We start from the raw sequence: 25938 nt of genomic DNA, 5'->3' as shown, positions 1-25938 counted from the left end.
TACTAACCTCCTCTAGCTTGACGCATTTTAAGTGCTGCTTTTCGCTGTTCTCCGACCCTGAGCGTGTAATAGCCAAAGACTAAAAGTAAAGCTAACAAGAACATTAAAGTAGAGAGCGCATTAATTTCCAAGCTTACCCCTGTTCTAGCACGTGAATATACCTCAACTGATAACGTTGAGAAACCATTCCCAGTTATAAAGAAAGTAACAGCAAAATCATCTAAGGAATAGGTGAAAGCCATGAAGTAACCGGCTAAAACACCACTTTTAATGGAAGGTAAAATAATTCTTGATAGAATCTGATTCTGGTTGGCTCCCAAGTCTTGAGCCGCCGTAATCATGGCTGGATTCATTTCATAAAGTCTTGGCAAGACCATTAAAACCACTATCGGCACATTAAATGCAATATGTGATAACAAAACAGTGGTGAAGCCAAATTCAAACTTTAATAAGAATGAAAACATCAAGAGAAAGCTAGCTCCCATCATGACATCGGGTGTAACCATTAAGACTGAATTTAGATTAAGAATAGCTTGACGACTACGATTAGAACGATAGTAATAAATAGCTATCGCTCCTAGAGTGCCAATGATGGTTGCAATTAAAGCGGATAAAAGAGCGATAATAAAGGTGTTTAAGATGAAGGTCATCAGACGTTTATCTTCAAAAAGGGTTTGATAATGCTCTAGCGTAAAACCAGAAAAGTTAGTCATGTCTCCACCAGCATTAAAGGAATAAAACATTAAATAAATCAAAGGTGCGTACATTAATAAAAAGACAAACGCAATATAAAGGGTAGAACCCATTCTTTTTTTAGTTTTATGCATCTTGACCACCTCCTGCCTTAGAACGATCCCTAGTAGTAAATAGAATGATGAACATAATCAACATTAAAACTACACCGATGGTTGATCCCATCCCCCAATCCTGGGTAACTAAGAAATGCTGCTCAACAGCCGTACCTAAAGTGATTACACGGTTTCCTCCAATTAAGCGGGTAAGCATGAAAAGAGAAAGAGAAGGAATGAAGACCGCTTGGACACCCGAGCGCACTCCTCTCAGTGATAAAGGAAAAATCACACGCCGAATGATGGTCATCTTAGATGCTCCCAAGTCATAGGCCGCTTCTAATAGACTGGGTTGAATCTCATTGATTGAGTTGAAAATCGGCAAGAACATAAAAGGCAACTCAATATAAGCTGCTACTAGAAGGAAGGAAACATCAGTAAACAGCAACTGTTGTCTACCGAAACCAAGCGCTTCAAAGAAATTATTTAAAGGACCCGAATTACCTAAGATGCCTATGAAGGCATAGGTTTTAAGCAATAAATTAATCCATGTTGGTAAAATAATCAGCATCAACCACAAGTCTTTATTTTTGCTTTTAGAAAGAATATAAGCTAGTGGGTAGGCTAATAAAAAAGTGAATAAAGTTACAAGAAAGGCATACCAAAAGGAAGACAGAGTCATTCGGATATATTCCATTGAAGTGAAAAAATGCTGGTAGTTAGCTAGGGTAAATTGTCCATCAATGCCTATAAATGACCGTTGAAAAAGCACTAGTAAGGGAGTAATCACAAAGATGGCTAGCCATAAATAATAGGGGATAGCCAACAAATGAATATTAGTCTTCTTCATTTTCCCCCTCCTCATATTGCTCTAAACGAGCGTCAAATTCCTCCTCTGTTTCATTAAATCTCATAACATGAATTTCATCCGGACCAATTTGCAAACCGATTTTTTGTCCAATATCAACCTTCTCTGTTGTGTGAATCATCCATTCGTTTTGCTCATCATCATAGGCAATAATTTCATTGAACATCCCTCTAAAGAGCATAGTATCAACTGTTGCGTTAATCTGACCCTGATTAGGAGCAGTGATTTTTACATCTTCTGGTCGAATCACAACCTCTACTGCTTCGCCTTTAGGAATCCCTGCATCCTCACAATCGAATTCATGACCGACAAATTTAACCCGGTAATCAGCCATCATGGTTGCATCAATAATATTTGATTCTCCAATAAAGTCAGCAACGTATCGATTAATCGGCTCATCATAAATATCTGAAGGCGTACCCGATTGCACAATTTCTCCTCTATCCATAACAAAAATCCAATCAGACATAGCTAAAGCTTCTTCTTGATCATGTGTGACAAAAACGAAAGTAATCCCTAGACGCTGTTGTAATTCACGTAATTCATACTGCATATCGGTTCTTAATTTTAAGTCTAAAGCTGATAAGGGCTCATCTAAAAGTAGAACGTCCGGCTCATTGACCAGTGCGCGTGCAATCGCTACCCTTTGTTTTTGACCACCTGACATTTCATTAATATTTCGTTCTTCATACCCATCTAACCGCACCTGCTTAAGCGCAGCTTGAACTTTGTTTTTAATGATTTGTTTGTCAACATTTTTGACAGATAAACCAAAGGCAATATTATCAAAAACATTCATATGTGGAAAAAGTGCATAATCTTGAAAAACGGTATTAACTTTACGTTTATTAGCAGGAATGTTGGTTACTTCATTTCCTTCAATCGATACTGTCCCTTCACTTGCTTGAGTAAAGCCTGCGATAATTCTTAAAATTGTTGTTTTACCGCATCCTGATGGTCCAAGCAAAGTATAAAACTGTCCTTGTTCCAACTCCATATTAATATTTTTTAATACCATTTGATCATCAAAGTGCTTTGAAACGTTCTTTAACTCGACACTTAGTAATGCTTCACTCATGCTTGACACCCTCTTTTGTATTTTTTGAAGGAAACCTTCCGCCCGATTATATCATGTTATACTCACGCTTTGTAAGTTAGATTTTAAAATAAAAATCGACAAACATTAATATTCAGTAATCTATCTGTAAACATTAAAAAAGCCACATGTACACATGTGACTCCTAATCTATAAATAAATTATTCGACATCCTCACCAATAATACGGACTTCTGTTTCTAGATGTACTTGGTTCTTTTCCCAAATAGTTGCTTGGATAAAAGCAATTAAGTCAGTATAGTTTGTTGCCGTTGCATTATCCACATTGACAATAAAGCCTGCATGCTTCTTAGACACTTCAGCTCCACCGATACGATAGCCCTGTAGACCAGCATCTTGGATTAACTTCCCTGTATAATAACCTTCAGGTCTCTTGAAAACAGATCCACATGAAGGATATTCTAAAGGCTGCTTGGATTGGCGTAAATGTGTTAGATGATCCATTTCTTCTTCTATATGTGCAAAGTCACCAGCTTGCAATTTAAAACGAACAGATAAAATCAAATCATTTTGCTCTTGAAAAACAGAATGGCGATAAGAAAAATGACAGTCTGGATTTTTAAAGGTTTTAATTAAGCCATCACGACTGATTACATCGACTTCATCAATGACATCTTTGACTTCTCCGCCATAGGCCCCCGCATTCATATAAACAGCCCCACCGATCGAGCCTGGTATACCACAAGCAAACTCCAGGCCTGTAAGTGAATGTTCGAGCGCTAAGTGAGTTAGTTTAATCAATGACGCCCCTGATTCCGCTTCAAGGATGTTAGAATCGATGCGTCGCATCGACTTCATCTCAGTCATCATGATGACAACGCCACGAATGCCACCATCTTTTACTATTAAGTTGGAAGCATTACCTAAAACCGTTAAATCTAACGGCTGATTTTTTACATAGTTCACAATGGTTTCCACTTGAAAGCGATCATGAGGAAAGACCAAATAATCTGCCTTACCACCTGTTTTTGTATAAGTATATTTTGATAGAGGCTCATCTTTTAATATTTTGATGTTAGGAAATTTTTCTAGTAAATTCATTTTATTTTCCCCTTCAGTATAATCGTCATTCCATTCTAGTTAAAAGGATGTCACTTGTAAAGTGGCATCCTTTTATGTAAGCGATTTACGCAAGATTTTTTTCCATAGTATAGACATCGTAATAAAAATGACCATGTCTTAAACGCTGACTTAAAGTTCCTTTGATATCAAATCCAAACGATTTATAAAGTCGGACAGCCCGTTGATTTTCAGTGACCACTTCTAAAGTTAAAATTTTTAAATCAACTTTTTTGGCAAAATCAATTAATTCTTGCACAATCATTTTGCCAATTCCATAGCCCCAATATTCTTTCACAATCGATACTCCTATTTCAGCGATATGGTCTTGCTTGTGACTTGAGAAATTAGCTAAATTACCGATTCCAATAACTTGATCGTCAACTTCAATAATTAATAATAATGATTTTTTAGCCAACAGGTAGTTTCGAATCAATTCTTTTTCTTGCTGAACATCCAGAGATAATCCTTCAGGTCCGGTTGTAAGATAATTGGTATCTTTACCGATATGTCTCATTAATCCTAAAATGGCGCGAGCATCTTTGACTTGGGCTTGACGAATTGACAGTTGAATCTCTTCTTCGACCATTTCGACTTGTTTTTCTTGGTCTGGATTTTCTCGATAAGACATTGTTTAATCGCCCCTTTCTATATGATCTCTAAACTTTTGAAAGATGATTTGATGCTTATTATCTGCTTGTGGCGATAAACTTATTTCTATTTGACGTTGGTTTTGATCCAATAATTTGAAAGCTATCTCTATATGACTTTTCGGTAAATAATCTGTAATAAATTGTGGCCATTCAACCAGACAAATAGACTGTTGATCGAAAAACAAATCAAAATCAACAGTATCCGCTCCACCTTCTTCTAAGCGATATGCATCAATATGGACCACTCGCTCAGCTACTTGCTGAAGTTCATATTCTTTAACTATGGTATAAGTCGGACTTTTAATGGCTCTATCAATTCCTAAAGAACGCCCAAAAGCCTGAGTAAAAGCTGTTTTCCCCGATCCCAATGGACCTGAAAGCAAAATAAGACTTCCTGGTTGAATGACTTTAGCTAATATTTTAGCCAGGCTTTTTGTATCCTCTAAGTTATGACTTGTAAAGTTTATCATCTTTTTTCCCCATTCACTTGCTGATAGATTAAGTATAACGAAGATTCCGGCAAACATCGAATTATTTGACTTTAGAGGTGATTATTGCTAATTTTATAGTAATAGAAAACGAGGAGGTCAGTTGATGAAAAAAATACTACAAATATCCACAGCACTTATCTTAACCGTTTTTTTAGGCGCTTGCGATATGTTGCCTGGAAATGATAAAGCAAAGGTAGAAAATGCCCCTACCGAAGAGGTTACTACTAATGAAGAAGAAAAAACAGATACTACCATGGCTGCTGAAGAAACCACAATGGAAGAAACTACTGTTGAAACAGCTGCTAATGATGCTGAGGGACTAGAAGGTACTGCAACAATCATTATTAACCAAGAATCGGGAGCCCCTCTTGAATATGAAGTAAATAATATCGGTGGTGTGAGTGTTCTAGAGGCTATGTCTGCGATTGAAGAGTTAGAATTCAACTTCAATGAAGATGAAGGTGTTGTTGATATTATTGATGGTGTAGAGAATGACTACGCTCCAAACACTTGGGTGTATTTAATTAACAAGCAATTTGCCGAGCTGGGTGTTGTTTCTCAAAAATTAGAAGACGGTGATGAAATCGAATGGTATTATGGTACTATCGATGATATTCCTGTTACAATTATTCCAGCAGAATAATCAAAAAAGCTATTAAATGCTATAAATGTAAGAAAACCACTCTTCTGGAAGAGTGGTTTTAAATTGCCTTATTTTTTACGAACGAAGTAACCGGCGATGCCGAATAAAGTAAGGCTTATACTGTACATGACCAGCTGATCACTTTCCCCAGTGTTTGGAAGTGTATCCTTCGCTGAATCAGTGGCTTGAACTTGATGATCCTTTACGACTGGTTGTGAAGAAGGGCTATTGGATAAATGATTGTCTTCAGCCTGTTCTTCAATATTGCTTTGGTCATCCAAGTCCTCAATTTGAGTATCTGCCCCATTTCCTACTGTTTCATCCGCTCCCGGAAATGGATTTAAGATGTTGTCTGTATCTGGCTCCACATCTGGATTTGATTCCTTATCATCACTCGGACGATTATAGTAGGTAATAAAGCGATTGCTTTCTTCTAACAGTTTCCCAATTTGTAGTAAACTGCGGTCGTTTTTAGCAAATGTGTTGAACATTACACCCATCGGCAGTCCTTTATCTGTCAAATATGTTGGTAAGCTCAGTGCAGGTGTACCAGTTAGATTAGCCAATTGAGTGTAAGGAGTCAAAGTCCACGCTGGTAACCATTGATCATAAATTACTTGTAATTTTTCAACTTTACTCAAACCAGACATGTCTTCCATTACTTCAGCCAGCTCTGGACTAATATGATTATAATCAGCCTTTGGAGCTGGGTAAGCATTAGTAGCTGTTAATAAAAATGGATATTTTGAATAGAAAGCGTTCATATCTTCTGTCACTTGATGGATATAGTCCCAAGCTCCAGCTACATCTTCTTTAGTTAAATCCTTTGATGTTTGGTATAAAGCCCAAGTTAGCAATTCCACATCTTCTCTTTGAATTGGTCGACCAAGTGGTCTCTTTGCTATATAGTCCAAAGAGCCAGCAGCCGAAGAAGCAAGAATATAGTATTGCTCCATTAATTTTTTTCCATCTACTGGATAAGCTACTTCCTCGACTAAATAACCTTCACCTTTTAAGAAATTGGCTACCTCTCGAACTGCTTGAATAGCATCTTCTGATATCGGCGTTCCAGCAGGAGTCATAGTTGTGTAGGCTATGGGAGTGGTCTTGTCAAAGCTTCCTTGCAGTACATGTTCACGCGTCTTTTCTTTTAATAAGGTCTCAAAAAGTGTAATTGTATCTTGCATTGATTTAGTCTCTGCAAAGTGGGTGGTTTGATTGTTTATTGAGCTGCTATCCCATGTTAAAATTCCTCTCGATGGATGTAAACCAATTAAACCAGACCAAGAAGCTGGAATTCTAGTAGAACCACCGGCATCACTGGAACTTGCGACTGGTACTTGCCCAATTGCGACAGCTGCTGAAGATCCCCCTGAAGATCCTCCCGGATTATGGGCTAAATTCCAAGGATTATGTGTGTCACCATACAATTCAGAATTAGTTACATTGATCCAACCCATTTGCGGATAAGAAGTTTGACCGATTACAATAAAGCCTGCTTCTTTAAAAGCTTTTACTTGGCGACCATCTCTAGAAGATGTTTGATCTTCCAAAAACTTGAAGCCGAGTGTATTGCTACCCTCTTCCACAGAGTGACCTAGACCCTTCACTAACATCGGCACACCATAAAAAGGCTGACCAGTATCTTCCATCGCTTCAGCTTCAGCTAAAGCAGCTTCTTTGCGTGTTGAAATAACGTTATTTAAATCAGGATTTGTTTCTTCGATTACTTGAAAAGCAAATTCAATTAATTCTTTACTTGTTGTTCTTCCACTTCTAACCATTTCAGCAAGTGTTGTGGCGTCCAACTTTTTATATTCTTCAATAGTTAAGGGAGTTTGTGAAGGTGTTTCGCCTTCACCTTGTGAATCAACTTCCATTCTAGCAGGTGTTTCTTGTGGTTCTTCTTCACTTTCACCAGGAATCACCGCCTTGTCAGATTCTATCTCTGGATTTGATTTTACTTGAATAGATTGCAAGCTGGAATTTAAGCTTTCTACATCTGATTCCATAGCGTTTACATTCACTGCAAGTGGCGTGAAACTATTTAAGGCAAGGGTTGACAACAATAAGAGTCGCTTCATTAAACTTTTTTTCATTGATTTCCTCCAATAAGTAATTTTTCACAAAATCCATTGTAACATGTTCTTCACAAATGTGAAAATGATTCTCATTAGATTTGCATGAGAAAAGCTCCTCAATCAAAAATCTGCTTGAGGAGCTTGGTTTATAATTTATTTAGGTTAGTTATTTAGAGCCTGGTTGGCTGTGATAATCGCTACTTTAAACACATCTTCTTCTACACACCCTCTTGAAAGGTCTGAAACGGGTTTATTCAGTCCTTGTAAAATTGGTCCAACAGCTTGGAAATTACCTAAGCGTTGCGCAATCTTATAGCCAATATTTCCAGATTGAATTTCTGGGAAAACAAAGACAGTCGCTTGTCCATCAAGAATAGACCCAGGAACCTTTTGTGCAGCCACCTCAGGAACAATAGCCGCATCAAATTGCATTTCACCATCAATGGTCAATTCGGGTGCTAATTGCTTCGCAATTTTAGTCGCTTCTGCCACTTTATCTACTTCTGGTGATTTGGCTGATCCATAAGAAGAAAAACTTAACATCGCCACTTTAGGATCAATACCAAAGATTTCAGCTGTTTTAGCACTTTCTACCGCAATTTCAGCTAAAGATTGTGCATCAGGATTAATATTAATAGCGCAATCTGCAAACACTAATTTTTGACCATTGGTATGAGGTGGAACCATGATAAAGGCTCCTGAAATTAATTTTACGCCTGGTCGTGTTTTGATAATTTGTAAAGCAGGCCTTACTGTATCTCCTGTTGAGTAAACGGCTCCACATACCATTCCATCCGCTTGATTGGTATAAACCAACATGGTTCCAAAGTATGCAGGATCTTTTAGGCGTTCAATAGCTTCTTCTCTAGTATTCTTACCCTTACGTCTTTCAACAAAAGCTTCAATCAATTGATCCATTGCTTGATATTCTTCAGGGTCATGGAGAGTAATCCCTTCAATCACCCAATTTTTTTCATTGGCTAGTTGTTTAATTTCTACCTTATTTCCCAAAACAATCGGTTCCACAATATCTTCGGCATGCAAGCGTACTGCTGCTCCTAAAACACGTGGGTCAGTCCCCTCAGGAAACACTATTTTGATGCCTTTTCCTTTTATCTTTTCTTGTAACTGTTGAAACATTGCTCGATCACTCCTTAATATTCACTGTCACTCTTAATGATACACTTTTATAAAATTGTTCTCAATATTTTTATTTAAAATTGTATCTAGTCTTTGGGATAAGGTATATAATCTGATTCATTTACTTTTCATCTGTTTCACTTGGATGGAAATTCTGTTTGATATTCTGTTCATGTTTAGCACGATTTAACATTCGATTTTCTTTCTCATTTTGAGGATAGTATTTACGGTAATTATCGGCAATCTTTTTAAAAAATAAGCGATACAATAAATAGATTGCCAAACAAATCATTAAGAAGGGTAAAGCTGCTACCAATAATAAAACAAGATTTTCTAGCATCCACTTGGTAGAAATCAAAGCTTCTTTAAAAGTATTAGCTATACGACCTATAAAGGAATAATTTTGATTGCGTTCTTCTGCTAGAACATAGCGCTCACTCAAAGTAATATTGATAGTGGCTTGTTCTATTTGATTTTCCAAGTTAGCTTGTTCGGCTAAATATTGATCTCTTTGAATAATAGCATTTTCAATTTCAGTTTGAATTTGGACAATTTCTTCAATTTTTTCTGCTTGATCTAATAAGGCATTTAACCGGTCTAAACGATCCTCTACGGCTTGTAAACGGATGTCAATATCATTGACCGAGCGAGTGACATCTTGGGACCCTCTACTTGACGATTGCAAAGAAACAGCCGGCAGGTCTTGGAGTTTCTCAACTGTTTGATTAAAGTTCGCCTGTGGAATACGCGCAGTCAAAATTAACTCACGCAACTCTTGCTCACTATCAGAAAATTGTCCACCATCTATCAAATACTCATTTTGATAGTGAATGCTGCCTTTGCTTTTTTCAATCACTTCAAATAAAGCTTGTTTGGCCTCCTCATATTTTAAGGTCTCAAAATATAAGTCTGCCTTTTGAATCAAATAGGCTTGGTCAGCAGCTACTTCTTCTTGATAAGTTTCATTAGTCATTCTCATCTGTTGATTATCCAAATTGATGGAATCATTAAGAATTTGGTCTGGGGTTTTTTCTGACTTAAAAGAGCTTTGATTAAAATTTTCACAAGCTACTAAACTCATTGTAACTGCTACTACTAAAATCAATAATTTGTAGTACTTTTTCATTTTATTTACTCCTTCAGATATTTTTCTTTATTATACTAGTAAATTTAATGAAAGACTAAGTTATGACTTGCAATTTGATGTCTACAGTTGTAAACTTTAAGTGAAGTTACATGTGTAATCAGAGAGGAGTTTTCTTATGCAAGAAAGTCTTTCAGTCCCATCGATCACTGATGCAGAATGGGAAATTATGCGGATAGTCTGGGCCCATCATTCACTTACTTCACGCCAAATTATCGATACTGCTAGTCAATTTTCTGATTGGAAAGAAGCTACTATAAAAACTTTAATTAACCGCTTATTGCAAAAAGAACATTTGACTCTTGAAGGAGAACATAAACCCTATCAATATCAAGCAAATATTTCTGAAAAAGAGGCGGTTCATGCAGAAATAAGTAAGCTACTGAACCGCATTTGCAATAAAGATAAGGCTCCTTTTATTCACCAAATAATTAATGATGTCATCTTATCACAAGCTGATTGTCAACAGCTGATAAAACAATTGCAGGATAAGGGCAAGCAGGCTCCAAGCCAAGTAAAATGTAATTGCCCAGTCGGTCAATGTCAATGTCACTCATGGTCTCATTAATTAATGGAGGAATTATCATGAAAAAACAAGATTTTAAAGTCCAAGGTATGTCTTGCAGCCACTGCGCTCAAACTATTCAAGATTTGCTTTTATCAATGGATGGAGTTGAGAAAGTAAATATCCAAGTGGATACTAAAGAGCTTACTATTGAGCACCAAGACTTTTTAGCTATGGAAGATTTTAATCATGTGCTTAAAGATACTCACTATCATTTAAGCAAATAATCGATCCCTAAAGGAGGGCTAAAATGCAATCAAGTACTTATACTATTGATGGAATGTCCTGCGCTTCTTGTGCAATGACAGTCGAAAAAACGCTTAATCAAACAATGGGTGTTGAAACAGCCGAAGTAAATCTACTGAACCACTCTGTAAAAGTCAATTTTGATCCACAAAAGGTCACATTTGAGACACTGGCTGATCGAGTAGAAAAGGCAGGCTATCAGCTATTACCTTCGATTAATGAAGCGCTCATTCAAAACTTTCGGATTGAGGGAATGTCTTGTGCTTCTTGTGCGCAAACAGTTGAAAAAGCAGCCAATCAACTGTCGGACGTTCAGTCTGCTCAAGTCAATTTTGCTACTTCAACATTGAATGTTGAGTGGGATCATAAAGCCCAGCCAGATAAAGCGATTGAGGCGGTGCAAAGAGCGGGTTATAATGCCAGTTTAATTATTTCTCCTGAAGAACAATATCAAAAAGATTTAGAGCGAGAACAGCAATATTTAAAAAAGTCCAAGCAAAAAATTATGGGTATGGTCCTGTTCACTCTGCCACTCTTTCTTTTAGCAATGGGTCCAATGATTGGCCTTCCTATTCCGGATTCTCTTTCAATAAAGCAACATCCAAGCGTTCATGCCCTCATTCAGATGATTTTAAGTAGTGCTGTTTTATATTTAGGTAAAGATTTATTTATTCGTGGATTCAAGAGTCTTTTGAATGGCCACCCCAACATGGACAGCTTAGTCGCAATAGGTAGTGGAGCCGCTTTTGTTCAAGGTCTAGTCGTAACGCTCTTTCTATTCATCAATCCTCTTCAAAATAGTCAAGAGATTGAATTATACTTTGAATCAGCTGCAGTAATTGTCTCTTTAATGACAATCGGCAAGTATTTAGAAGACATTGCTAAAGGACGAACTTCTTCAGCGATTAAAACCCTAATGGATTTAGCACCTAAAGAGGCACGTAGAATTAAAGAGGATGGCTCCATTGAAATTGTTCCAACCGAACGCATTCAACCAGGAGATCATTTGCAAATTAGACCTGGAGATACCATTCCAATGGATGGAATCATTCTTGAAGGTCAATCCAGTGTCGATGAATCGATGTTAACTGGTGAAGCCATGCCGGTTAATAAAAGCAAAGGCGACTGCGTAACTGGAGCTAGTTTAAATAAAACCGGTGGCTTTACCCTGAAGGTAGAACGAGTAGGGCAAGACACTACGCTTTCTCAAATTATTCAATTAGTTAATGAAGCTCAATCTTCCAAAGCTCAAATTGCTAAATTTGCTGATGTGGTAGCGTCTTATTTCGTCCCAACAGTTATGGTGATTGCCTTAATCAGTGGTTTATTCTGGTTCTTTATAATGAATCAATCCTTAACTTTCAGTTTACAGATTTTTATTAGTGTTTTAATTATCGCTTGCCCTTGTGCGCTTGGTTTAGCCACTCCAACAGCTATCATGGTGGGAACAGGTAATGCTGCACAAAAAGGGATCTTAATTAAAAGTAGTGCCAGTCTAGAAACTACTCACCAAGCAGATACTATTTTGCTTGATAAGACAGGGACTATCACCCAAGGTCAACCGAGTGTGACTGATTTTTATCCTGTTGATGAAAAAGATAAAGCTATTCTATTAAGTAAGTTAGCAAGTGTTGAAGCCAACTCAGAACACCCTCTTGGCAAGGCAGTTGTCGATTATGCCGAAAGTTTCGGCATAGAATATCAGGCTTTGAAGCAAATCCAATCAATTACAGGTAAGGGAATTACTGCTGAGATTAATGGCGAAAACATAGATATTGGTAACCAGCGTTTAATGGAAGAAATATTAAGCCAACCCATCCCTCAAGATTTTCTCTCACTAGCAGATAAACTGAGTCATGAAGCCAAAACTGTTATTTTCTATGCAATTAACCGCCATTTCCAAGGCTTATTAGCCATTTCAGATCCGATAAAAGAATCGAGTATGGAAGTAATAAAAACTCTCAAAGCAATGGGTCTTAAGGTGATGATGGTGACAGGTGATAATCAAGCCACAGCAGAACATATCGGTCAATTAGTAGGAGTGGATAAAGTCTTTGCCGAAGTTTTGCCTGAAGATAAGTCACGTATTGTAAAGGAAGTACAAGCAACCGGCAATAAAGTGATTATGGTCGGTGATGGCATTAATGATGCCCCTGCTTTAGCACAAGCTGATATCGGCATGGCGATCGGGTCTGGGACCGACATTGCGATTGAATCTGCTGATATTGTGTTAATGAATAACCATTTAACCACCATTCCGACCGCTATTAATTTGAGTCATGCGACTATCCGCAATATCAAACAGAACCTTTTCTGGGCTTTCTTCTATAATGTGATAGGCATTCCTTTTGCGATGGGCGTTATCTATCTATTTGGTGGTCCCTTACTTAACCCAATGATAGCCGCCTTAGCTATGAGCTTTTCTTCTATCTCTGTTTTACTTAATGCTCTACGCTTAAAATTTTTTGCTGAATAATTAACAACTCATTCGAGGAGTGGCTCAAGTTGAGCCACTCCTTTTTTGTGAATCAATTAATTTTCATGGAATTCCTAGAATTGATACACCAAACTAAAAAAATTTACTATAATAGAAGTATCAGCAATTAAAAAACTTACTTAAAGAAAGGATTTAATCATGACTAAATTATATTTTGCAAGTCCCCTTTTTAATGAAATGGAACTAGCCTTCAACCAAAAAGTTGCTAATGAATTAAGACAAGCCATACCTTCTTTAGATATTTTCTTACCACAAGAACAAGCTGAAATTAACGATAAGCAAGCCTATGCCGATTCAAAGATGATTGCTCGTTTGGATACGGAAGCAGTGCTAGCAAGTGATATCGTTTTGGCCGTCTTAGATGGACAAACCATTGATCCAGGTGTAGCCAGTGAAATTGGTATTGCCTACCAAGCCGGCATTCCTATTATTGGTCTATTTTCAGACTCCCGTCAACAAGGCGCGGATAACCCTCAAAAAATTGAAGCACTCAAAGAAGTTGCAGAATCACAGTTCGCCTATGTTAACTTATACACTGTGGGATTGATCAAACTTAACGGAAAGGTTGTTTCTCACTCTTCCGAGATTGCTGCTGCCATTGAAGAAGTCTTAAATAAAAAATAAAGACCAAGATGTTACTAAGTCACAATAGATGGGTGGAAATATATGTATTCCAATAAAGTAGGTTTAATTGATATCGGTTCAAATACTATTCGTATGGTGATTTATGCAATCGATCAATATTATGATGTTCATGAAATTACTAACCTTAAAGCGCCTGCACGTTTATCTCAATACTTGAATAAAGATGAAAACGACCAGGTAATGATGTCTGATAAAGGGATTCAGAAACTAACTGAAACGCTAGCTAGTTTTAACTATGCCGCTCGAGCACATAAAATTGAGGAGTTAATTGTCTTTGCTACAGCAGCTATTCGTCAATCAGCTAACCAAGAGCAAATCATACAGCGGGTATTAGAAGAAACTGGCATTGAAATTCGCATCTTATCAGAAAAAGAAGAGGCTTCGCTGGGCCAGTACGCTATTTCGCACTCCTTACCTAATCGTAATATGGTGACTATCGATATGGGCGGAGGGTCTTGTGAAATAACCTTGTCAGAAAACAAAGAGATTAAACAATACCATTCCTTTCCATTTGGCGTAGTCAGCTTGAAGGAAAAGTTCTTTAAAGATAAAGACCATAATGATTCAACAGCCATTGAAAAGACAAGACGCTATTTACAAAAAACTTTTAAGTCACTGGATTGGCTAAAGAAGGTTAAGTACCCGATCGTTGCGGTCGGTGGTTCTGCGCGTAATATCGCTCAAGTTCATCAACGCCTACAGAATTATCCCATTGCTGGCTTACATGGTTATCGACTCTCTGAAAAAAATCTAAACACCACACTCGACCTATTCCAGTCAACAAATTACCAAGATATGCAAGATATTGACGGTTTAAGTTCTGATCGAACTGACATCATTATTCCAGCTAACTTAGCATTAATTGAGCTTTTTCAAATCGTCAATGCGCCTACCCTATTCATTTCTAGACAAGGGCTGAGAGATGGTGTTATTACTTACTACTTGAATGATCATTTTAACCAGCCTATTAATCCTGAGCATATTCACGTTCGAAGTGTCGCCAAAGTATGTCGTGATTTCAAAGTGCATCCAAAGGTTGCAGAAATTCGGAGTAAAATAGCGATCGATCTTTATAAACAACTGACTGATTTAGGACAAATGGATTATTCCTATGCTCAGCAAGTTGAATTAGAAATGGCAAGTTATCTCTACCGATGTGGCCAATTCATCTCTAAAGAAGCTGATTCCCAGACAACTTTCTATCTTTTATCCAATATGGATTTGGCCGGTTTTTCACATCGCGACCGTGTCCGCTTAGCTTTATTAAGCAGTTATCGTAATAAATCTTTACTCAATCAATATTGTCAGTCTTTCAGCAATTGGTTTAGTAGTGAAGATATAAAAGAACTACAAGCTTTAGGAGGTATTTTAAAATTTAGCCAATCATTAAACGATTCTAAAACTTCTCCGATTAAAAATATTAAATTAGAAAAAAAGAAAAAAGACTATATCCTAACCCTTTATCACAATGGCCCTGTGGTAGCCGAGCAATATCGAGCAGATCGTCACGCCAAACATATTGCTCGTAGCTTAGATGGAAGCTTAAAACTAAAGTATGTTGACTTAGAGGCTTAAAGAAAACTGAGAGGAGAAATGAAATGACTGAGACCAAAAAAAAGAAAAAGAAAACAGTGAATAAGGATAAGCGCATTTCTAACTCAAGAAAAAATCGCGGACAATTTGATAATCCTGACTTTTATTTTAACCGCGAATTATCTTGGCTAGACTTTAATTTACGTTGTATTGACAATGCTTATGATATGACCAATCCTTTACTGGAACAAATAAATTTCTTAGCCATTGCCTCTTCAAATCTCGATGAATTCTTTATGGTCAGAGTTTCGGGAGTTTATGATCAATACCTTGCTGGTGTGGAGGTTTCTGAAAATAAAACCTGCCAAACACCCGAAGAATTATTAGAAAACATTAGTCAGCGCAATCAACGCAATGTCGCTAAACAATACCAACGCTACCATGAATTAATGCCTCTCTTGCCAAATACTGGCTACCAAATGAAGTCCATCGGTGAATTATCCGTATCTGAACAAGCAGAAATAGACTATTACTTTAAGACCTTACTCTTACCGACTCTTTCTCCTTTAGGAATCGATGCCTACCGGCCTTTCCCTCACCTTGTCAATAAAGTTTTAAACATTATGGTTAAGCTGGAAAAGGATGGCAAAGAGCATCGAGCGATTCTTCCTATTCCTCAGCTGATTGAACGTTATTTCATTATTGAAGGACAAGTCCATACCATCGTCTTAGTGGAAGACATTATCATCCACCACCTTGATCGTATTTTTGAAGGCTATGAAGTTGTGGCTGCTTATCCTTTTCGAATTACACGTAATGCAGATTTTTCAATTGCAGAAGACGGTGCTTCCGATTTGTTAGTTCTAATTGAAGACTATGTCAAACAAAGAAAAAATGGAATGGCTGTCCGGCTTGAAATTGACCGCTCACGCTTAATGAATTTTTCTGAACAAAACCTTACTTATCTACAAGAAGTTTTTGAGTTGGAAGAAAATGCTGTTTACTTAATTGACGGGCCGCTCGATTTAACTTTCCTTTTTGCCTTAAGAGAAGAAATTGGTGAAAATAACCCTCAATTCTTATTTGAGGAGCATATACCCTACCTGAATCCCAAACATTTAGGAGAAGACCTATTCACCCAGGCCAAAGACCATGACATCTTCCTCCACCACCCTTATGATTCGTTTGATCCGGTAGTTAACTTAATAGCGTACGCTGCTCAAGATCCTCAAACCATTGCCATTAAACAGACCCTTTACAGAGTTTCTAAAAACTCTCCCATTATCTCAGCCTTAAAAACCGCTGCCGAAAACGGAAAAGAAGTTACCGTGTTGGTGGAACTAAAAGCACGTTTCGATGAAGAAAATAATGTTTATTGGGCCAAAGAATTAGAAGAAGCAGGCTGTCACGTTTTATATGGTGTTAGTGAACTAAAGACCCATTCCAAAATTTCACTGGTCATTCGCAAGGAGGATAATAAAATCCAACCTTACCTTCATCTAGGAACAGGTAATTACAATGACAAAACAGCAAAAATTTATACCGATATGGGCTTATTTACGACGCACCCTGGTTTAACGGATGATGCTACTGATTTCTTCAACTATTTAAGTGGTTATAGCAGCTTGCCAGATTATAAACATTTACATGTTTCACCTTTTGCCATTCGGGATTCTCTAATGGATTATATTGATGAGGAAATTGCTTTTCAAAAACAATACGGTAATGGTCGTATCATTGCTAAAATGAATTCCTTAACCGATCTTCCCCTCATCCAAAAGCTCTATGAAGCCAGTCAAGCGGGTATTTCAATTGATCTAATTGTTAGAGGTATCTGCTGTTTGAAACCGGGCATTCCTGGAATATCTGATAATATTCGTGTACGTTCAATTGTTGGTCGCTTTTTGGAACATTCCCGTGTGTATTACTTTAACCATAATAGTGATAACCACCTATTCCTCTCTTCAGCTGATATGATGACGCGCAATATGATTAAGCGTGTCGAAATTGAATTCCCGATCTTAGATAAGGATATCGAGGCCGATATAGTGGACTATTTAGAGCTTCAATTAGCTGATAATATGAAAGCACGTGAACTGCAAGTAAACGGCGAATATATCCGCCCAGTTATCATTGAAGACCAAAAAATCAACTCGCAAGAAATTTTAATCGAGCGAGCCAGCCAACGTCAAAAAGATCTCGATGAGCGCTTAGCTAAAGAAAAACAGAGTCGCAAAATTCGACTCAGTAAACTAAATCCCGCTCGTGATAATCAGACTAAACTGTCAAGTCCGCAAGATCCTTCTATAATCAAACGCTTCTTAGCTTGGTTACGCAGTCTATAAAATTTTGACTCTGTCCCTAAATGGACAGAGTTTTTTATCTTCTAATAAGTTTATCAATAAACTATATTTCTTAATGCTTTTTAGTCCTTATCATGCTAGAATGAAGGCGTATGTCTATGAATCTAAGATGGAGGTTATGTTTGTGATCAATGTATCGAATGTTAGTTTACAATTCCCAGACCGGAAATTATTTGATGAGGTCAATATTAATTTTACACCTGGCAACTGTTATGGTGTGATCGGAGCCAATGGTGCTGGTAAGTCAACCTTTTTAAAAATTTTATCAGGTGACATTGCACCTACAACGGGAAATGTGTCCATGGATCCTAATGAAAGATTAGCTGTTCTTAACCAAAACCACTACGGATTCGAAGACTATGAAGTGATCGAAACCGTGATGATGGGTTATAAGGAACTTTATGAAGTAAAGAAAGAAAAAGATGCCATCTATATGAAAGCTGATTTTTCTGATGAAGATGGGGTGCGCGCTGGCGAATTAGAAGGTTTGTTTGCCGAAATGGGTGGTTGGGAAGCTGAATCAGAAGCTTCTAATATGTTACAAGGCTTAGGAATCCCTACTGAACAACATACAGCCAAGATGAGTGAGCTTATCGAAGCTGATAAAATCAAAGTTTTACTGGCTCAAGCACTTTTTGGTAAACCGGACAATCTGCTCCTAGACGAGCCAACTAACGGTCTAGATGCTCAAGCTATTGATTGGCTAAGTAACTTCATCATGGACTTCCCAAACACTGTCATCGTTGTTTCTCACGACCGTCACTTCCTAAACACAGTATGTACTCATATGGCGGATGTCGACTTCGGTAAAATAAAAATTTATGTGGGAAACTATGACTTTTGGTTACAATCCAGTCAATTAGCCGCTAAATTGCAAGCGGATCAAAATGCTAAAAAAGAAGAAAAAATTAAAGAATTACAAAACTTTATTGCGCGCTTTTCTGCTAATGCTTCTAAATCAAAACAAGCGACCTCTAGAAAGAAACTTTTAGAAAAAATTACCCTGGATGACATTCAACCTTCCAGCCGTCGCTATCCATTTGTCGGCTTTTCACCTGAACGTGAAATCGGTAATGATTTACTTAGCGTAGAAGGACTGTCAAAATCAATTGACGGTGAAGCCCTCTTTGATAATGTTACTTTCACTTTGAATCGTGATGATAAGGTGGCTTTTGTCTCCCGCAATGACAATGCCATTTCAGCCTTTTTTGAAATCTTGATGGGAAACTTGGAAGCAGATAAGGGAAGCTTTGAATGGGGTGTTACGACTTCACAAACCTATCTGCCACGTAATTCGGGCGATGAATTTGATGGAGTCGAGTTGTCAATTGTCGATTGGTTAAGACAATATGCTTCTAAAGAAGAAAGTGACAATACCTTCTTACGCTCCTTCTTAGGACGCATGCTCTTTACAGGAGATGATGTCTTAAAACCTGTCAACGTCCTTTCTGGTGGTGAGAAAGTCCGCTGTTTACTTTCAAAAATGATGCTATCGAAAGCCAACGTTTTAGTGATGGATCAACCAACCAACCACTTAGACCTTGAATCCATTACTGCTTTAAACGATGGTTTAATTAAATTTAAATCCGCTATTCTCATCGCCTCACATGACTACGAAGTCTTAAATACAACAGTCAATCGTGTAATTGAAATTACTCCAACTGGGGCCTTTGATCGCATGAATACCAGCTATGAGGAATTTGTCAATGATAAAGATTTACAAGCGCGAATAGATAAAATGTATCCAAAAGATTAATTTTAAGCGACTCAGCAGTCGCTTTTTTTCTTTTGCTATCAAAAGTTTGACAGAAATCTTGCAAGCTAAAAATTTTTGAAAAAAATTCTATAAATGAAGCTTGTTTTTCGCTATAATACAAACAGACTATAATGAAAGTGAAGTGAATTAAATGGGTCGTAAATGGATGAACATTCGCGAAAAAAAAGCGAAAACCGATCAACAAACCTCAAGAATTTATGCAAAATTTGGCATTGAAATTTATGCAGCAGCCAAATCAGGAGACCCAGATCCGGAGACCAACCAGAAACTAAAATTTGTTGTCGATCGTGCTAAAACCTATAATGTACCATCTCACGTCATCAACAAAGCCATTGACAAGGCCAAAGGCTCGGCCGATGAGACCTTCCAAGAATTGCGATACGAAGGTTTTGGCCCGAATGGTTCAATGATTATCGTGGATGCTTTAACAAATAACGTAAACCGCACTGCCGCCAATGTTCGCATGGCCTTTAATAAGAACGGTGGAAATATGGGGGTTGCTGGATCCGTTTCTTATATGTTTGATCATGTGGCTGTTTTTGTGATGGAAAACCAAGATGAAGAAACCATTACAATGGCTTTATTGGAAGCAGATCTCGATGTCAAAGATGTTTATACTGAAGAAGGATCTGTGGTTGTATATGGTCAACCTGGTGATTACGGCACTATTAAAGAATGTCTGGAAAGTATTGGTATTACTGACTTTTCAGTGGCTGAAACTGAAATGATTGCCCAGACTGAAGTGGACCTCAACGCAGAAGACTTGGAAACTTTTGAGAAGTTAATTGATGCATTAGAAGATGATGAAGACGTGCAAAAGGTTTATCATAATGTGAATATGTAATTAATTCACGTAAATTTAAAGGTCTATATTCCTATGTTAACAAATAGCCTCCTATCCGTTGAATAGGAGATTGTTTGTTAACATCCGTTTAAATATCAATCTTATTATTTATATTTTTGTACACGATACGATCATAATACAATAAATAATTCCACCAAATAAAAGGTATTAATAAAGGAATTGCTCTTCATAAATAAAAATAATCCGAATAGTTATAGAAAGAACATTCAATCCAACTATTGATGCTCTCTTATAGATTAAACGTTTAGAGAAGCATCAGTGGAGTGAGTAATAAATCCATTGATTTATTTGACAATCTTTCTACATACTATTCGGATTTTTTCATAAGACTAATTTATTAATCTTTCTACTAATTATAGATCTTTAACCTTCATCATACGAGTGATACTTGCTCGCTCATTTTCTTCTAACTTCATTGAAATATAGTTGATTGTCTCTTCGGTATCCGGAATCATTCGATATTCAAGAGCGTTAACACGTCTTCTTGTTTTTTCGATTTCATCGGCTAAAAGCTGACAAGTCTTTTCAATTTCGACTAAATCTAATAACTTGGGCAAAATGGACCTTAAACCTTCTAAAGCTTCATCTAATTCCGCATTGGAATTCAAATAACCATAGCGTAAAGGCTCATCATCAATATCATCATCTAAATTAAAATCCATTTTAGGAACATTGACACTCATAATATTTTTAAGGTCAATTGAAAGATCAATGTTTTCACCTGAAATGGCCGCTATCTCTTCAATAAAATGATCGCTCATTAAAGACTTCGCTAATACAAATGATTGTAAGGCATTTGAAAGTTCTGCTTCCACTTGATCTCTTAGTTCATTGTTTTTACGAATCAAATCAATAAAATGGCGCATCAATTCATCTTGCTTATCTTTAAGTAACTTATGCCCGCGACTAGCCAGTGCGTGCGTACTCTTTAAAGCTGACAGCTCCATCCGGGTGGGCTTTACCCCTAATACGTTTGCCATAGTGCATTACTCTCCTTTCGGTAAGTATTGCTCGATCATTGGATCCTTGATCCGTTTCAATTCGCTCTTCGGTAAAATCTTTAATAAGTCCCAGGCAATATCAAGCGACTCAAAGATGTCACGGTTCTTATCAAAGCCTTGGTTAACATAGCGTTTCTCGAATTCATCAGTAAATTTAACATACTGTTTATCGATATCTGAAAGGGCTGACTCACCCAATACAATCGCTAATTCTTTTGCTTCTTTACCTTTGGCATAAGCTGCAAATAGCTGGTTCATTGTCGGTGCATGATCTTCACGTGTTTTTCCTTCACCGGTTCCCTTATCCTTCAAACGCGATAAGGAAGGAAGAACATTAATAGGCGGCTTAATACCTTGGTTATCTAATGAACGGTCTAAGATGATTTGTCCTTCAGTAATATAACCGGTTAAGTCAGGGATTGGATGAGTAATATCATCTTCAGGCATGGTAAGAATTGGGATTTGAGTAACCGATCCCTTAGATCCTACTAAACGTCCTGCGCGTTCATAGAGTGTAGATAGGTTGGTATATAAGTAACCTGGATAGCCACGACGGCCTGGTACCTCACGACGGGCTGCTGACACTTCACGTAAGGCCTCACAATAGTTCGTCATGTCTGTCATGATAACTAAAACGTGCATATCTTTTTCAAAAGCCAAGTATTCGGCAGCAGTTAAGGCGATTTTTGGAGTCGCTAACCGCTCAATTGCTGGGTCATTAGCTAGGTTAACAAACATTACTGAACGATCGATTGCTCCGGTTTCACGGAAAGAATCCATAAAGTATTCAGCCTCATCATAAGTAATTCCCATGGCTGCAAAGACAACTGCAAAATTTTCATCAGAATTTAAAACAGTTGCTTGACGTGCAATTTGGGCTGCTAACTCTTTATGCGGCAAACCAGAACCAGAGAAAACGGGTAGTTTTTGTCCACGAACCAGTGTATTCAAATGGTCGATGGTTGAAATACCTGTTTGAATAAATTCATCCGGATAGTCACGCGCCATTGGGTTAATCGCTTGACCATTGATATCAGCAAACTTTTCAGGAATGATTTGCGGTCCGCCATCCATCACATTACCCATACCGTCAAAGATGCGTCCCACAATATCTTCGGATAAAGCAAATTCTAAGGGCTTGCCTTTAAAACGCGCTTTAATATTGGATAGCTTCATTGAAGAAGTACCACCATAAATTTGAACAACGGCTTTACCCTCTTTAGCTTCTAACACCTGACCCATACGAATTTCACCATCGTGGAGCTCAATTTCAACTAGTTCGTCATAGGCTATATCTTCGACGCCATCTACAATCATCAAAGGACCATATAGGTCAGAAATATTTGTATATTCCTTAAGCATTTGCTCCACCTCCTTGTTCTAATACTTGTTTCATGTAGGTAGCAATTTGCTGATCAATCTCATCCAAGCGGTGAATTTCTTCTTCTGGAATAAATTTAGCTCGAGCAATTTGCTCACGAACTTCTTGAGTACCTTCCATAATTTCATTATAGTAAGCACCCAGTTTCATTGCTTCTCTTGCCTCAATTTCAAAATCAATAATTAAATTCAATAATTTCAATTGTTTTTCTTCAGAGGTTGTCGTATCAACATCGTCAAAAGCATTTTGTTGTAAGAAGTCTTCACGAATCATCCCTGCGATGGCAAGCGTTAATTTATCTTTTTCAGAAAGTGAATCTAAACCAACCAAACGAACAATTTCTTGCAAGCTTGATTCTTCTTGAAGAAGGGATAAGCAATGACGTACTTTCTCACCCCAACTTGGGTCAATGTGTTCATCATTATGTGCTTGAACATCGGTTGAATATTGAGAATAAGAATCTAGCCAGTTAATAGCTGGGAAGTGACGTTGTTGTGAAAGTTTAGAATCTAAACTCCAGAATACTTTTACGATACGTAAAGTATTTTGGGTAACGGGTTCTGAAGTATCCCCACCTGGAGGTGAAACCGCTCCAATGGCAGAAACTGAACCAACGCGCTCATCTGATCCCAATACTTGGACCAAGCCGGCACGCTCATAGTATTCTGCAATACGTGAACCTAAATAAGCTGGATAACCTTCATCCCCTGGCATCTCTTCCATACGTCCTGACATTTCACGTAATGCTTCTGCCCAACGTGAAGTAGAATCCGCCATGATGGCCACTGAATAGCCCATATCACGGAAGTATTCCGCAATAGTGATACCTGTATAGATTGAAGCTTCACGAGCCGCCACCGGCATATTGGAAGTGTTAGCAATTAAAATAGTACGTTGCATGATAGACTCGCCCGTTTTAGGATCAATTAATTCTGGAAACTCGTTAATAACGTCCGTCATCTCATTTCCACGTTCACCACATCCTACGTAAACCACTACGTCAACATCAGCATACTTAGCGATTTGGTGCTGAACGACCGTTTTTCCAGCCCCGAAAGGTCCAGGAACAGCAGCTACCCCACCCTTAGTGATTGGGAAGAATGTATCAATTACACGTTGTCCTGTCTTTAGTGGTGCTTTGGGAGTTGATTTAGCTTTATAAGGGCGTCCCAAACGAACCGGCCATTTTTGAACCATATTTAATTCATGTTCGCCTGATTCTGTTTCAACCACACAAACGGTATCTTCAATTTTGAAAGAGCCAGATTCGATGGATTTAATTGTTCCTTCAATGCCAACAGGAACCATAATGCGGTGCTCAATAATTTTGGTTTCTTGAACGACCCCAATAATATCGCCAGCTACCACATGGTCACCCACTGCTTTACGGGCTTCAAATTCCCAAACCTTGTCTCGATCTAAAACATCAATGTTACTTCCTCTTACTAAAAAATTACTCTCTGTTTTTTGCATGAAATCTTCTAATGGTCTTTGAATCCCATCAAACATCTTGGTTAATAGACCTGGTCCTAATTCAACTGAAAGAGGATGTCCTGTAGGTCTTACGATTTCGCCCGGTTTCAACATCGAGGTCTCTTCGTATACTTGAATGGATGCAACGTCTTGGTGCATTTCAATAATTTCACCAGTAAGTTGCATTTCTCCAACCAAAACAATTTCACGAATTGAGGAGTCTTTCATTCCTTTAGCCTTCACTAAAGGTCCTGAAATTTCTTGAATAATTCCAGTTGTCATTTTTTTCCTCCTTTTATAATATGTTCTGTCCGATTGCTTTTTCAACGTTGTCATTGACTTTGGCTTTACCTATTCCAAGAGATCCTTTATGAGTTGGAATTAGAATAACCGCAGGGGTTGGTAAAGTGTCAAAGTGACTAATCGTATCGGGTATTTCATGAGCTAGATTTTCTGTCAATAATACGACACCAATATTTTCTTCTTTTAAATCGTGTAGAATTTTTCTAGCTTCCTCGCCACTACTTGCTGGATAGACTTCAAATCCTAATAGTTTAAAGGCTAATACGACGTCACGGTTACCGATTACTGCTATTTTATATGCCATGAATAGGTCGCATCCTTTCTTTAATTAGTTGATTGTCTAAATTATTTTCTTTCCCAATTAAGATGAGACGTACGTTGTCACTCTCATTTTCCAAGAAATATAGATAAGTAAGTACTGGCATCGGCCCGAAGGCATCAAATGAGAATGATCTTAAAATCCGACTAAACTCGCCTTGAATTAAAGCATTTAGTTCAGTTGGGTTGACCTTTTCATCATTCAATTGATCCCAAACAGGGTCTAAATTAATCATGTATTCAGCTGTTTGATAAGTTTCAACTAAACCGTTCAAATCTTTTTCTCGCCAATTTTCAATGATATCATCACGACTCACTGCCCCTTGACTTGATAAAGAGGTGAAAATAAATGATGTACTTTGACCTTGTTTAAAAGCACGGACAAAAGTTAATAAATTTTGAAAATCAATTTTCATTTTTACAAATCGACTGAGTTCTTCATGCTTCATTGCATCGGCATGAGATCGGATATGTCTTAGATAGGCTGTATCCAAAATGACATCAATCGAATGGGTATCGCCTGTGTCTTCTACTGCTGTGATAGCGTCATAGACAGCTTCTTCTAATACAGGATGAAGGTCTTCATTTTGTCCTTTTGTAGACACAACTTGAGCAAGTTCCTCTTTTGAAAAACTGCCAATCGGAATGTACAAATGAGACAAATCTTCATCCAGATATTTTTCTTTAATTAAAAGCTTCAAATTATGATAAGTATATCTTAATGAGAAGATTTCGATTATACGCCTATCAGGTGATGCCTCAAGTAATTCTTCATATACATAAACCAAACGTTGTTGAATGATTGGCTCAAAACTACGATTTAAACGCACTTCCTCCGGAATAGAATAAGCCGTCTTACCTAAGTAGTCTAAAACAGCATCAGAATGGTCCATTTGTAATAACGTTTCATAGTCTGATTGACTGAGAAGTTGAGCTTCATAGAGGCGCAGGGTCGTATTTAAACCAGCATACTCTAATTCTTTCATTA

23 protein-coding genes are annotated in these 25938 nt (G+C 37.6%); 9 read left to right on the top strand and 14 right to left on the bottom strand.

All coding sequences use genetic code 11. The features are described from left to right. Positions 1-2: 2 nt before the first annotated feature. The 6 genes from ACQV2O_RS04745 to tsaE form a co-directional block, all read right to left on the bottom strand. Entirely contained in the window at positions 3-827 is an 825-nt protein-coding gene (locus ACQV2O_RS04745) for an ABC transporter permease (RefSeq protein WP_428873316.1), read from the bottom strand. Next, the gene (locus ACQV2O_RS04740; protein ID WP_428873315.1) at positions 820-1638 is read right to left on the bottom strand and encodes an ABC transporter permease; all 819 of its coding nucleotides are present in this window, start codon (positions 1636-1638) and stop codon (positions 820-822) included. Before ACQV2O_RS04740 ends, ACQV2O_RS04745 begins: the two co-directional genes overlap by 8 nt. Beyond that, positions 1625-2734 (bottom strand): ABC transporter ATP-binding protein, encoded by a 1110-nt coding sequence (locus tag ACQV2O_RS04735; RefSeq protein WP_428875104.1) that lies wholly within the window; start codon positions 2732-2734, stop codon positions 1625-1627. Before ACQV2O_RS04735 ends, ACQV2O_RS04740 begins: the two co-directional genes overlap by 14 nt. Positions 2735-2913: 179 nt before the next feature. Further along, positions 2914-3813, bottom strand: coding sequence for a UDP-N-acetylmuramate dehydrogenase (gene murB, locus ACQV2O_RS04730; RefSeq protein ID WP_428873312.1), 900 nt, complete (start codon positions 3811-3813; stop codon positions 2914-2916). A gap of 85 nt (positions 3814-3898) precedes the next feature. Next, a complete protein-coding gene (locus tag ACQV2O_RS04725) occupies positions 3899-4462 on the bottom strand; it encodes an N-acetyltransferase family protein (protein ID WP_428873310.1) in 564 nt (187 codons plus the stop codon). 3 nt (positions 4463-4465) lie between these two features. Beyond that, the gene (tsaE, locus tag ACQV2O_RS04720) at positions 4466-4954 is read right to left on the bottom strand and encodes a tRNA (adenosine(37)-N6)-threonylcarbamoyltransferase complex ATPase subunit type 1 TsaE (protein ID WP_428873309.1); all 489 of its coding nucleotides are present in this window, start codon (positions 4952-4954) and stop codon (positions 4466-4468) included. Positions 4955-5078: 124 nt separating this feature from the next. On the opposite strand from tsaE, the gene ACQV2O_RS04715 reads away from it, so the two are divergent. Beyond that, positions 5079-5618 (top strand): DUF4430 domain-containing protein, encoded by a 540-nt coding sequence (locus tag ACQV2O_RS04715; RefSeq protein WP_428873308.1) that lies wholly within the window; start codon positions 5079-5081, stop codon positions 5616-5618. 68 nt (positions 5619-5686) lie between these two features. Here the strand turns inward: ACQV2O_RS04715 and ACQV2O_RS04710 are convergent, their stop codons facing one another. The 3 genes from ACQV2O_RS04710 to ACQV2O_RS04700 form a co-directional block, all read right to left on the bottom strand. Beyond that, positions 5687-7717, bottom strand: a complete 2031-nt coding sequence (locus ACQV2O_RS04710) for an amidase family protein (RefSeq protein ID WP_428873307.1) — start codon at positions 7715-7717, stop codon at positions 5687-5689. 144 nt (positions 7718-7861) lie between these two features. Beyond that, on the bottom strand, positions 7862-8839 hold the full coding sequence (gene pta / locus ACQV2O_RS04705; RefSeq protein WP_428875103.1) for a phosphate acetyltransferase: 978 nt from the start codon (positions 8837-8839) through the stop codon (positions 7862-7864). Positions 8840-8960: 121 nt separating this feature from the next. After that, positions 8961-9965, bottom strand: coding sequence for a DUF4349 domain-containing protein (locus ACQV2O_RS04700; protein ID WP_428875102.1), 1005 nt, complete (start codon positions 9963-9965; stop codon positions 8961-8963). Positions 9966-10101: 136 nt separating this feature from the next. On the opposite strand from ACQV2O_RS04700, the gene ACQV2O_RS04695 reads away from it, so the two are divergent. The 8 genes from ACQV2O_RS04695 to ACQV2O_RS04660 all read left to right on the top strand — a co-directional run bounded on the left by ACQV2O_RS04695 (position 10102) and on the right by ACQV2O_RS04660 (position 20453). Then, the gene (locus ACQV2O_RS04695) at positions 10102-10551 is read left to right on the top strand and encodes a CopY/TcrY family copper transport repressor (protein WP_428873301.1); all 450 of its coding nucleotides are present in this window, start codon (positions 10102-10104) and stop codon (positions 10549-10551) included. A 17-nt stretch (positions 10552-10568) separates the two neighbouring features. After that, on the top strand, positions 10569-10775 hold the full coding sequence (locus ACQV2O_RS04690; protein ID WP_428873300.1) for a heavy-metal-associated domain-containing protein: 207 nt from the start codon (positions 10569-10571) through the stop codon (positions 10773-10775). Between the two features lie 23 nt (positions 10776-10798). Next, positions 10799-13270, top strand: a complete 2472-nt coding sequence (locus ACQV2O_RS04685) for a heavy metal translocating P-type ATPase (protein ID WP_428875101.1) — start codon at positions 10799-10801, stop codon at positions 13268-13270. 159 nt (positions 13271-13429) lie between these two features. Next, the gene (locus ACQV2O_RS04680; RefSeq protein ID WP_428875100.1) at positions 13430-13915 is read left to right on the top strand and encodes a nucleoside 2-deoxyribosyltransferase; all 486 of its coding nucleotides are present in this window, start codon (positions 13430-13432) and stop codon (positions 13913-13915) included. Between the two features lie 42 nt (positions 13916-13957). After that, positions 13958-15511 (top strand): Ppx/GppA family phosphatase, encoded by a 1554-nt coding sequence (locus ACQV2O_RS04675; RefSeq protein ID WP_428875099.1) that lies wholly within the window; start codon positions 13958-13960, stop codon positions 15509-15511. Between the two features lie 23 nt (positions 15512-15534). Continuing rightward, positions 15535-17814, top strand: a complete 2280-nt coding sequence (locus tag ACQV2O_RS04670; RefSeq protein WP_428875098.1) for an RNA degradosome polyphosphate kinase — start codon at positions 15535-15537, stop codon at positions 17812-17814. 142 nt (positions 17815-17956) lie between these two features. Beyond that, complete coding sequence (locus tag ACQV2O_RS04665; protein WP_428873293.1) at positions 17957-19588, top strand: ABC-F family ATP-binding cassette domain-containing protein; 1632 nt, start codon at positions 17957-17959, stop codon at positions 19586-19588. A 151-nt stretch (positions 19589-19739) separates the two neighbouring features. Next, the gene (locus tag ACQV2O_RS04660; RefSeq protein WP_428873292.1) at positions 19740-20453 is read left to right on the top strand and encodes a YebC/PmpR family DNA-binding transcriptional regulator; all 714 of its coding nucleotides are present in this window, start codon (positions 19740-19742) and stop codon (positions 20451-20453) included. Between the two features lie 374 nt (positions 20454-20827). Here the strand turns inward: ACQV2O_RS04660 and ACQV2O_RS04655 are convergent, their stop codons facing one another. Genes ACQV2O_RS04655 through ACQV2O_RS04635 form a run of 5 tightly spaced genes read right to left on the bottom strand, consistent with a single transcriptional unit; the run spans position 20828 to position 25936 of the window. Then, on the bottom strand, positions 20828-21454 hold the full coding sequence (locus ACQV2O_RS04655; protein WP_428873290.1) for a V-type ATP synthase subunit D: 627 nt from the start codon (positions 21452-21454) through the stop codon (positions 20828-20830). Positions 21455-21460: 6 nt separating this feature from the next. Continuing rightward, the gene (locus tag ACQV2O_RS04650; RefSeq protein WP_428873289.1) at positions 21461-22837 is read right to left on the bottom strand and encodes a V-type ATP synthase subunit B; all 1377 of its coding nucleotides are present in this window, start codon (positions 22835-22837) and stop codon (positions 21461-21463) included. Further along, a complete protein-coding gene (locus tag ACQV2O_RS04645; RefSeq protein WP_428873287.1) occupies positions 22830-24611 on the bottom strand; it encodes a V-type ATP synthase subunit A in 1782 nt (593 codons plus the stop codon). The genes ACQV2O_RS04650 and ACQV2O_RS04645 overlap by 8 nt, the downstream gene beginning before the upstream one ends. A gap of 13 nt (positions 24612-24624) precedes the next feature. Beyond that, a complete protein-coding gene (locus ACQV2O_RS04640) occupies positions 24625-24936 on the bottom strand; it encodes a V-type ATP synthase subunit F (protein WP_258436826.1) in 312 nt (103 codons plus the stop codon). After that, the gene (locus ACQV2O_RS04635; RefSeq protein ID WP_428873286.1) at positions 24926-25936 is read right to left on the bottom strand and encodes a V-type ATPase subunit; all 1011 of its coding nucleotides are present in this window, start codon (positions 25934-25936) and stop codon (positions 24926-24928) included. The genes ACQV2O_RS04640 and ACQV2O_RS04635 overlap by 11 nt, the downstream gene beginning before the upstream one ends. Positions 25937-25938 lie beyond the last annotated feature (2 nt).

Source organism: Facklamia sp. P13055, assembly GCF_050409445.1.
Classification (GTDB): domain Bacteria; phylum Bacillota; class Bacilli; order Lactobacillales; family Aerococcaceae; genus Facklamia.
Note: the sequence above shows the minus strand (reverse complement) of the source record. Positions and strands in the feature narration are given on the sequence as shown.